The sequence below is a fragment of the Mycobacterium sp. TH-M15 genome (genome assembly GCF_057473705.1).
The window spans coordinates 1-9,519 of record NZ_JBYCLB010000359.1; the positions used below are offsets into that span (position 1 = coordinate 1).

The 9,519-nt window shown below is 70.0% G+C and carries 8 protein-coding genes; 4 read left to right on the forward strand and 4 right to left on the reverse strand.

The window, feature by feature from the left end; genetic code table 11:
- Positions 1 to 165: 165 nt before the first annotated feature.
- Positions 166 to 1,377: a dephospho-CoA kinase gene (gene coaE / locus AC2VNT_RS08745; RefSeq protein WP_486946480.1), complete on the reverse strand. Its 1,212-nt coding sequence runs from the start codon at positions 1,375 to 1,377 to the stop codon at positions 166 to 168.
- 6 nt (positions 1,378 to 1,383) lie between these two features.
- On the reverse strand, positions 1,384 to 2,826 hold the full coding sequence (gene rpsA / locus AC2VNT_RS08750; protein ID WP_486946481.1) for a 30S ribosomal protein S1: 1,443 nt from the start codon (positions 2,824 to 2,826) through the stop codon (positions 1,384 to 1,386).
- A 165-nt stretch (positions 2,827 to 2,991) separates the two neighbouring features.
- On the opposite strand from rpsA, the gene AC2VNT_RS08755 reads away from it, so the two are divergent.
- Positions 2,992 to 3,180 (forward strand): hypothetical protein, encoded by a 189-nt coding sequence (locus tag AC2VNT_RS08755; protein WP_486946482.1) that lies wholly within the window; start codon positions 2,992 to 2,994, stop codon positions 3,178 to 3,180.
- A 92-nt stretch (positions 3,181 to 3,272) separates the two neighbouring features.
- Positions 3,273 to 4,442: a PrsW family intramembrane metalloprotease gene (locus AC2VNT_RS08760; RefSeq protein WP_486946486.1), complete on the forward strand. Its 1,170-nt coding sequence runs from the start codon at positions 3,273 to 3,275 to the stop codon at positions 4,440 to 4,442.
- A 109-nt stretch (positions 4,443 to 4,551) separates the two neighbouring features.
- Here the strand turns inward: AC2VNT_RS08760 and polA are convergent, their stop codons facing one another.
- Together polA and AC2VNT_RS08770 are read right to left on the reverse strand one after the other, a co-directional pair.
- A complete protein-coding gene (gene polA / locus AC2VNT_RS08765; RefSeq protein WP_486946483.1) occupies positions 4,552 to 7,284 on the reverse strand; it encodes a DNA polymerase I in 2,733 nt (910 codons plus the stop codon).
- Between the two features lie 10 nt (positions 7,285 to 7,294).
- Complete coding sequence (locus AC2VNT_RS08770; RefSeq protein WP_486946484.1) at positions 7,295 to 7,978, reverse strand: LysR substrate-binding domain-containing protein; 684 nt, start codon at positions 7,976 to 7,978, stop codon at positions 7,295 to 7,297.
- Between the two features lie 181 nt (positions 7,979 to 8,159).
- On the opposite strand from AC2VNT_RS08770, the gene AC2VNT_RS08775 reads away from it, so the two are divergent.
- A complete protein-coding gene (locus AC2VNT_RS08775; RefSeq protein ID WP_486946485.1) occupies positions 8,160 to 8,603 on the forward strand; it encodes a Zn-ribbon domain-containing OB-fold protein in 444 nt (147 codons plus the stop codon).
- Positions 8,604 to 8,638: 35 nt separating this feature from the next.
- On the forward strand, positions 8,639 to 9,519 hold an 881-nt coding region (locus AC2VNT_RS08780), incomplete at its 3' end, for a lipid-transfer protein (RefSeq protein WP_486946487.1).

Consider the following 9,519-nt stretch of genomic DNA (forward strand, 5'->3'; position numbering starts at 1 on the left):
CTGCAGTTCCCGTACTCGGCGAACGTGCACTGCGAGATCGACGTCGACGGCATATCGGCGGTGAAGGTGGACCGATTCATCAACACCTGGGCGAAGAGCAACGACCCGCTCAGCGGCGTGCTGCAGTGCGGAGCTCCGCTCAGCGGCATGGCCTGACCCGACCGGTCAGGGCCGCCAGCCGGTGGTGTCCGCCCAGTCCCAGGCCCGGCGGTAGGCGTCGGCGAACCACGGCTCCTTGGCGTCGGCGTGGTGCGCGTCGCCCGCCCACATCGCCGCCTCGGCGCTCGCCTTGGCGGCCCGGTAGCCGGCGTGTTCCCCCGGGTTCGCAGCAAGCCAGTCCAGGAACAGCAGGGCGAACTGCTGGTTGGGGTAACCGTCCGCCCGGATGTGCAGGTAGGTCGGTCGCTCCGGATCTGCCGACGCGTGAATACGCTTGTGCCACAGTGCCGCATCGTTGCTGTGGTCATACCGCCCGACAGTGCTGCGGGCATCGGGCTTGGCGACGTCGGTGATGTCGGGAAGCCGCGGATAGCCGACCGCCAGCAGTGCCTCGGCGAGTTCGTCGGCGACGCCCAGTGATTCGACCGTCACCTGGATGTCGATCACGTCCCTGGCGTCCAGGCCGGGCACCGCGGTGGAGCCGATGTGGTCGACCCGCACCGCGCGGTCTCCGCACGCCGTCCGGATCCGGGCCAGGATTCGCTCCGCCTGCGCCGGCCAGCCGGGGTCGGCCGGCACGACCGCCCATGGCGTCTCGGCCGGCTGCCGGGCGGCCACGTTCTGCGCGAACGGCAGAATCCGGTGTTGCCACACCCGGTGGCAGCGGCCGACCAGGTCGGCGTGGGTGCCGGAGTTGTCCAGCCAGACGTCGGCCGCCGCGCGGCGCTGCTCCTCGGTGGCCTGGGCGGCGATGCGGGCGCGGGCGTCGTCCGCGGGCATGCCCCGCTGCTCGACCAGCCGCCGCAGCCGGGTCGGCACATCGGCATGGACCACGACCACCAAGGCGAACAGCGGCGCCAGCTGCGACTCGACCAGCAGCGGGATGTCCTCGACCACCACGGCGTCGTCGGGCAGCGCGGCCAGGATCTCGCTGCGGCGGCGGGCCACCAGCGGGTGCACGATCCCGTTCAGCGTGGCCCGCTTCGCGTCGTCGGTGAACGCCCGGGCGGCCAGCGCGGGCCGGTTCAGCGCACCGTCCGGCAACAGGATGTCGGCGCCGAAGGCATCGACCAGCGCCGCCAGCCCCTCGGTGCCGGGCTCGACCACCTCCCGGGCGATCACGTCGCCGTCAACGACGATCGCGCCGTATTCGGCGAAGGTGGCCGAGACCGCCGACTTGCCGGCGCCGATGCCGCCGGTCAGCCCGACCCGGAGCATTTCCGGCTAGTCGTTGCCGCCGGTGAGCTTCTCCCGGAGCGCCTTGAGCTGCTCATCGCTGGCCAGCGACCCGCCCGTGGACCCGTTCTGACCAGACCCGTTGCCGGCGGACTGCGGCGGCGGCTGGACATGGTCGGCGGCGGCGAACTTCTCCATCTGCGCGGTGTGCATCTTGTGCCGGCGCTCCGCCTCGGCGTAGCGCGCCTCCCACTCGATGCGCTGGGTGTCGAAGCCCTCCAGCCACTCGTTGGTCTCGGCGTCGAAGCCCTCCGGGAAGATGTAGTTGCCCTGCTCGTCGTAGCTGTCGGCCATGCCGTACTTCGACGGGTCGAACTCCTCGGTGTAGTCCTCGTTGGCCTGCTTGAGGCTGAGCGAGATCCGCCGGCGGTCCAGGTCGATGTCGATGACCTTGACCATCGCGTCGTCGCCGACCGCGACCACCTGGTCCGGCACCTCGACGTGCTGCTCGGAGAGCTCGGAGATGTGCACCAGGCCCTCGATGCCCTCCTCGACCCGGACGAACGCGCCGAACGGCACCAGCTTGGTGACCTTGCCGGGCACGATCTGGCCGATCGCGTGGGTGCGGGCGAAGTGCCGCCACGGGTCTTCCTGGGTTGCCTTGAGGCTCAGCGAGACCCGCTCGCGGTCCAGGTCGACGTCGAGCACCTCGACGGTGACCTCGTCGCCCACCTGCACCACCTCGGACGGGTGGTCGATGTGCTTCCAGCTCAGCTCGGAGACGTGCACCAGGCCGTCCACCCCGCCCAGGTCGACGAAGGCGCCGAAGTTGACGATCGAGGAGACCACGCCCTTGCGGATGGCGCCCTTCTGCAGCTGGTTGAGGAACTCGCTGCGCACTTCGGACTGGGTCTGCTCCAGCCAGGCGCGGCGGCTCAGCACCACGTTGTTGCGGTTCTTGTCCAGCTCGATGATCTTGGCTTCGATCTCCTTGCCGATGTAGGGCTGCAGGTCACGGACCCGGCGCATCTCCACCAGCGAGGCGGGCAGGAAGCCACGCAGCCCGATGTCCAGGATCAAGCCGCCCTTGACCACCTCGATGACGGTGCCCTTGACGGCCTCGTCCTTCTCTTTGAGTGCCTCGATGGTGCCCCAGGCGCGCTCGTACTGGGCGCGCTTCTTGGACAGGATCAGCCGACCCTCCTTGTCCTCCTTGGTGAGGACCAGGGCTTCGACCTCGTCGCCGACGGAGACCACCTCGTGCGGGTCGACGTCGTGCTTGATGGAGAGCTCGCGGGAGGGGATGACCCCTTCGGTCTTGTAGCCGATGTCGAGCAGGACCTCGTCCCGGTCGACCTTGACGATCGTCCCTTCCACGATGTCGCCATCGTCGAAGTACTTGATCGTTTTGTCGATGGCGGCGAGGAAGTCCTCGGCCGAGCCGATGTCGTTGACGGCTACTTGCGGCGAGGTGACGGTGGGGGTTGACATGTGGGGGGTTGCTCCGGACAGGTTTGGTCGTAGGGACAGTTCATGGGTGTTGCATGTCCCAGGCATGCCTAGGACGTCGATGGCGCGCGATCGGACCGCGCACCACCCGTCGAGGCTACTCGACCGGCCCTACGCTGGACAAACCGGTCGCTACCCTACGACGCCGTGAGCTACGACCTGCAGGTCTGGGACCCGGATGCGCCGCACGGGTTCATTCAGACCGCGGGTGCCGCCGCGCAACTCACCAAGGAGATGTCGCCCGCCGAGGCGTTCACCGCCGCCGAGGCGGCGCGCATCATGACCGACTGGATGTATGGGCGGTCGCCGGACGGGTACCGGCAACGCCCCTCCTGACCGTCGATTGACCGGTCGGGGCGTGATGCTCGCATGGCGTCCCGGGCACCGGCACCCACCGCTACCCTGCAATGGTGTTTCGCCCGCCGTCGATGATGCCGCCGTTTCTCCCCCCGATGATCACCCAGCCGCGCCCGCTGCCCCGGCCGATCCGCCAGGTGGGGGCGCCGCTGGGCGCGATCATCGCGCTGGGGGTCATCACCGGACTGCTGGTGCTGCTGCTGACCGCGGCCAACCCGGTGGGGGCGATCACCGGGTTCGTGCTGTCCAGCGTGGTGATGTCGCTGGTGCTGCTCGCCTACCTCTGGCTGGACCGGTGGGAACCGGAGCCGCCGCGGCTGCTGCTGCTGGCGTTCGGCTGGGGTTCGTCGATCGCGGTGCTGCTGTCGCTGACGCTGGAGGTGCTGGGCCAGTCGCTGTTCGCCGCCACCCCACTGCTATCGGAGGGGTTCGACGCCGCCGCGATCCGGGCACCGTTGATCGAGGAGGCGGCCAAGGGGGCGTTCCTGCTGATCATGCTGACCGGCCGCCGCCGCAACGAGCTCAACTCACTCACCGACTGCATGGTCTACGCCGGTATCACCGCGACCGGTTTCTCCTGGCTGGAGGACATCGAATACATCGCCGGCGCCGACACACCGGGCAAGACGGTGGCTACCGCGGTGATGCGGTTGATCATGGCGCCGTTCGCCCATCCGCTGTTCACCACCATGACCGGGATCGGCGTCTACTGCGCGCTGCGGCTGCGCAACCCGGCCGCGAAAACCGGGGCCATCCTGCTCGGCTACCTGGCGGCGGTGGCGCTGCACGCGACGTGGAACGGCTCGCTGCTGCTCGGTGTGACGACCTATCTGGCCGTCTACCTGTTCTGGATGGTGCCGGTCTTCGTGCTGGTGGTGATGACCGCTGTGCTGAGCCGACGGCGAGAGCAACGGATGGTCGCCGGCAAGCTGCCCGGCATGGTGGCCGGCGGCCTGGTGACCGCGAACGAGGCGACCTGGCTGGGGTCGCTGCGCACCCGGAAGTCGGCGATCCGCGAGGCGACCCGGATCGGCGGGCGGCCGGTTGGCAAGGCGGTCGCCCGGTTCGCCGCGGCGGTGGTCGAGCTGGCGTTCGTCCGGGACCGGATCGAGAGCGGCTCCGCCGACCAGCGGGTCCATCAACTGCAGCAGGAGCAGATGTATGCGGTGGCGGGGGCGCGCTACTCCGCGCCGGTGCTGCAGTGGCTGGCCAACTACCGGGCGCCGATGCCGCCTCGCTGACCCGCAGCGCCTCGAAGGTGAGTATTCCGAAGAACGGACCGGACATCGTCACCGGCCACAATCCGATACATCCGCCGCGTCAATGCGCGGCGGGTGCCGGATCGCCGCGCTAGTGCGCCGCGGCGTGCCAGGAGCGCCCGTAGCCGACCGAGACCTCCAGCGGCACGGCCAGCGGATACGCGCCGCCCATCTTCTCCCGCACCAGCGCCTCCAGCTGCCGGTGCTCGCCGTCGGCCACCTCGAAGAGCAGCTCGTCGTGCACCTGCAGCAGCATCCGGGACCGCAGCCCGGACGCGGCCAGTGCCCGGTCGACGTCGATCATCGCGACCTTGATGATGTCGGCGGCGCTGCCCTGGATCGGCGCGTTGAGCGCGGCCCGCTCGGCGGCGTCGCGGACCTGACGGTTGTGGCTGTCCAGCTCCGGCAGGTAGCGGCGCCGGCCGAGCAGCGTCGAGGTGTAACCGTCCTTGCGGGCCTGCTCGACCACCGCGTGCAGATAGTCGCGTACCCCGCCGAACCGGGCGAAGTAGCTGTCCATCTGCTCGCGGGCCTCCTCGGTGGAGACCTTGAGCTGCTGGGAGAGCCCGTAGGCGCTCAGCCCGTAGGCCAGGCCGTAGGACATCGCCTTGACCCGGCGCCGCAGCTCCGGCGTCACCTCCTCGGTCGGCACCCCGAACGCCCGCGACGCCACGAAGGAATGCAGGTCCTCGCCGGACCGGAACGCCTCGATCAGGCCGTCGTCTTGCGACAGGTGCGCCATGATGCGCATCTCGATCTGGCTGTAGTCGACGGTCATCAGCTCGGCGAAAGGCCGCCCGGCGGCCCCTCCGTCATCCGAGCCGACCACGAACGCGTCCCGGATCAGCCGGCCCTCCTCGGTGCGGACCGGGATGTTCTGCAGGTTCGGCTCGGTCGAGGAGAGCCGGCCGGTGGCGGCGATGGTCTGGTTGAACGTGGTGTGAATCCGGCCGTCGGCGGCCACCGCCTTGAGCAGCCCGTCCACGGTCACCTTGAGCCGGGTGACGTCGCGGTGGGCCAGCAAGTGCTCCAGGAACGGGTGGCCGGTTTTTTCAAAAAGACCCTGCACAGCGTCCGCGTCCGTGGTGTAGCCGGTCTTGGTGCGCTTGGTCTTCGGCATCCCCAGCTCGTCGAAGAGCACCACCTGCAACTGTTTGGGTGAGCCCAGGTTGATCTGCTTGCCGATCACCGCGTAGGCGGCCTCGGCGGCGTCGCGGATCTGGTCACCGAACTGGTTCTGCAGCTCGTTGAGCCGACCCAGGTCGACAGCGATCCCGGCCGCCTCCATACCGGCCAGCACCCGCTGCAGCGGCAGTTCGATGTCGTCGAGCAGGCGCTCCGAGTCGATCCGGGTCAGCTCGGCGTCCAGCGCGCCGGCCAGGTCGGCGACCGCCCGAGCCCGCAGCAGGGCGGTCTGAGCCGCCTGCTCGTCGATCCCGTCCGTGTCGTCGAGCAACGAGAGCTGCTGCTGCTCATCGGATTCGGCGCGCAGTTCGCGACGCAGATAGCGCACCGACAGGTCGTCGAGGCTGAAACTGCGCTGGCCGGGCCGGACCAGGTAGGCCGCCAGCGCGATGTCCGAGGTGACCCCGGCCAGCGTCCAGCCCCGCCCGGCCAGGTCGTGCATCGCCAGCTTGGCCTCGTGCAGCGCCTTGGGCTTGCCGGCGTCGGCCAGCCAGTCCCCCAGCGCCGCCTCGTCGTCGCCGGTCAGCACCGCCGTGTCCAGGTATCCGCCGTCCCCGTCGGCGGCCGCGATCGCCAGCGCGGTGGCGTCGCTGTCGTAGCTGCGGTGGCTGCCGACCACCGCCAGCCCGGCGCGCCGCCCGTCGGCGACGTGCTCGGCCAGCCAGGCCGCCACCGTGCCGGGCGCCAGCACATCGCCGCGCAGCTCGAATCCCTCGTCGACCTCGGGTTCGGCCGCCGCCAGCTGCTCGAACAGCCGGTCGCGCAGCACCCGGAACTCGAGTTCGTCGAAGAGCCGGTGGATCGCGTCGCGATCCCAGGGGGCCAGCCGCAGCATCTCCGGGGTCTGAGCCAGCGGCACGTCGCGGACCAGGTCGGTGAGCTCGCGGTTGAGGATCACCGTGGACAGGTTGGCCCGCAGCGCGTCGCCGACCTTGCCCGTGACCGTGTCCACCTGGTCGACCAGGCCCTGCAGCGAGCCGTATTCGGTGATCCACTTCGCGGCGGTCTTCTCCCCCACCCCGGGGACGCCGGGCAGGTTGTCGCTGGGGTCGCCGCGCAGCGCCGCGAAATCCGGGTACTGCGCGGGGGTGAGCCCGTACTTCTCGACGACGGCGGCCGGGGTGAACCGGGTCAGGTCGCTGACGCCCTTGCGCGGGTAGAGCACGGTCACGTCGTCGTCGACCAGCTGCAGCGAATCCCGGTCGCCGGTGACCACCAGCACCCGGTAGCCCTGGTTCTCGGCCTGGGTGGCCAGCGTGGCGATCAGGTCGTCGGCCTCGTACCCGGGCTCGGAGAGCGTGGTGATGCCCAGCGCGGCGAGGACCTCCTTGGTGATGTCGATCTGTCCGCGGAACTCGTCGGGGGTGCTTTTACGGTTCGCCTTGTACTCCGGGTAGCGCTCGGCGCGGAACGTCTGCCGGGACACGTCGAAGGCGGCCGCGACGTGGGTCGGCGCCTCGTCGCGCAGCAGGTTGATCAGCATCGCGGTGAACCCGTAGACGGCGTTGGTGGTCAGCCCGCTCTGGGTCTTGAAGTTCTCCGCGGGCAGGGCGTAGAAGGCGCGGTAGGCCAGCGAGTTTCCATCCAGCAGCAGCAGGGTCGGGGTGGTCTCAGCGGTTTCCGGGGCGGCTGGGCTCACCGCCCCTACTCTAGGCACCCGCCGGCAGCCGCAGCAGACTCCGGGCTTTGGCGAGCAGAGCCCGGGCCGCTGGGCTGATCGGTCCCGAGGACCGCCACGCCAGCACCAATCGTCCCCGCAGCTGCGGCTGGAGTTCCATCACGCGCAGGCCGGCCCGTCGGTGGGCCATCGATTGCGGCACGATGGCGACCCCGAGCCCTCGTTCGGCGAGGTCCAGCAACGCCTGCGGGCTGCTGGCTTCGAACGCGATGCGGGGTGCGACGACCGCCTCGGCCCAGGCAGCGTCGAGTTGCCGGCGAATGCCGGTCCCGATCGGCAGCGCGATCAGTGGGTGGCCGGCGAGCTCCGCCAGGTCGACCGTGGCGCACCGGGCCAGCTCGGCGTCGGCGCGCACCGCGGCGACGATCGGCTCGTCGGCCACCACTTCGGTGTCGAGTCCGTCCGGGGTGTCACCGGGCGCGGCCGAGATGATCGCCAGGTCGAGATCACCGTCGCGGACCGCCCGGACCAGCACGTCGGAATTGGCTGTGCTGAGTGCGATCTCGACGTTGGGGTGGTCGGCGTGAAAATCCGCGAGCAGGCCGGCGACGTCGACGTCATGGGCGCTCACGGTGCCGATCGCGACGGTACCGCGCACCAGCTGGGCGAGTTCGTCGATTGCGGTCCGCGCGTGCTGCACCGCGGCGAGCGCCACCCTGGCGTAAGGCACTCGGCGACGCGGCCCACCCGATGTACCCGGTGGGAGCGAACGGTGGCTCACAGGCCATCTTCGACGCCCGGGCGCTCGTCGGCACCGGCGTGACCGGCCGGCCGGGCCGCGCAGTCAAACTGCAACACGTTTCAGTTTTGCGGCCTGGGTCGGATACGCTGGCCGGGTGCCAGCAGCTACTCCGCAACCCGCCATCGACGGATGGTTTGACACCGACGACGCCGGCCACACCCAGCTGATCGGCGCCAAGTGCCGGCAGTGCGGAACGTATGTGTTCCCGCCGCGGGAGAACAACTGCCCCAACCCGGCGTGTGCCGGCGACGTCCTGGAGCCGGTCGCGCTGTCGCGGCGCGGCAAGGTCTGGAGCTACACCGAGAACCGGTACCTGCCGCCGTCGCCGTATCCGCCCAGCGACCCGTTCGAGCCGTTCGCGATCGCCGCGGTGGAGCTGGCCGACGAGGGCCTGATCGTGCTCGGCAAGGTGGTCGAGGGCACCCTGGCCGCCGATCTGAAGGTCGGCATGGAGATGGAGCTGACCACCATGCCGCTCTACGTCGACGCCGGCGGTGTCGAGCGGATCGTCTACGCGTGGAAGAAGGTGGACGCGTGAGCACTCCTGAGCCGCTGTACATCCTCGGTGCGGGCATGCACCCGTGGGGAAAGTGGGGCCGCGACTTCACCGAGTACGGCGTCGTCGCCGCCCGTGCCGCGCTGGCCGACGCCGGCCTGGACGCGACGCAGATCCAGTTCATCGCCGGCGCCGATACCATCCGCAACGGCTACCCGGGTTTCATCGCCGGCTCCACCTTCGCCCAGAAGCTGGGCTGGAACGGCGTGCCGGTGTCGTCGTCGTACGCCGCCTGCGCGTCCGGTTCGCAGGCGCTGCAGAGCGCCCGCGCCCAGATCCTGGCCGGGTTCTGCGATGTCGCGCTGGTGATCGGCGCCGACACCACCCCCAAGGGCGCCTTCGCCCCGGTCGGCGGCGAGCGGAAGAACGACCCGGACTGGCAGCGGTTCCACCTGATCGGCGCGATGAACCCGGTCTACTTCGCGCTGCTGGCGCGCCGCCGGATGGACCTCTACGGTGCGACCTCCGAGGACTTCGCGAGCGTGAAGGTGAAGAACTCCCGGCACGGCCTGTCCAACCCGAATGCCCGCTACCGCAAGGAATCCGAGGTCGCCGACGTGCTGGCCAGCCCGGTGGTCTCCGACCCCCTGCGCCAGCTGGACATCTGCGCCACCTCCGACGGCGCAGCGGCGCTGATCGTGGCGAGTGCCGAGTTCGCGGCCAAGCACCTCGGCTCGCTCGACGGCGTCCCGTCGGTTCGGGCGATCAGCACCGTCACCCCGCAGTATCCGCAGCATCTTCCCGAGCTGCCCGACATCGCCACCGACTCCACCGCCGTGGTGGCAGCCCCGGAGCGGGTGTTCAAAGACCAGATCCTGGACGCGGCCTACGCCGAGGCCGGCATCGGCCCGGAGGACGTCAGCCTGGCCGAGGTCTACGACCTGTCCACCGCGCTGGA

Excerpts from the sequence above, each read along its gene's own strand:
- coaE (WP_486946480.1), bottom strand. The coding sequence starts at position 1,377 with ATGCTCCGGGTCGGGCTGACCGGCGGCATCGGCGCCGGCAAGTCGGCG.
- rpsA (WP_486946481.1), bottom strand. The coding sequence starts at position 2,826 with ATGTCAACCCCCACCGTCACCTCGCCGCAAGTAGCCGTCAACGACATC.
- AC2VNT_RS08760 (WP_486946486.1), top strand. The coding sequence starts at position 3,273 with ATGATGCCGCCGTTTCTCCCCCCGATGATCACCCAGCCGCGCCCGCTG.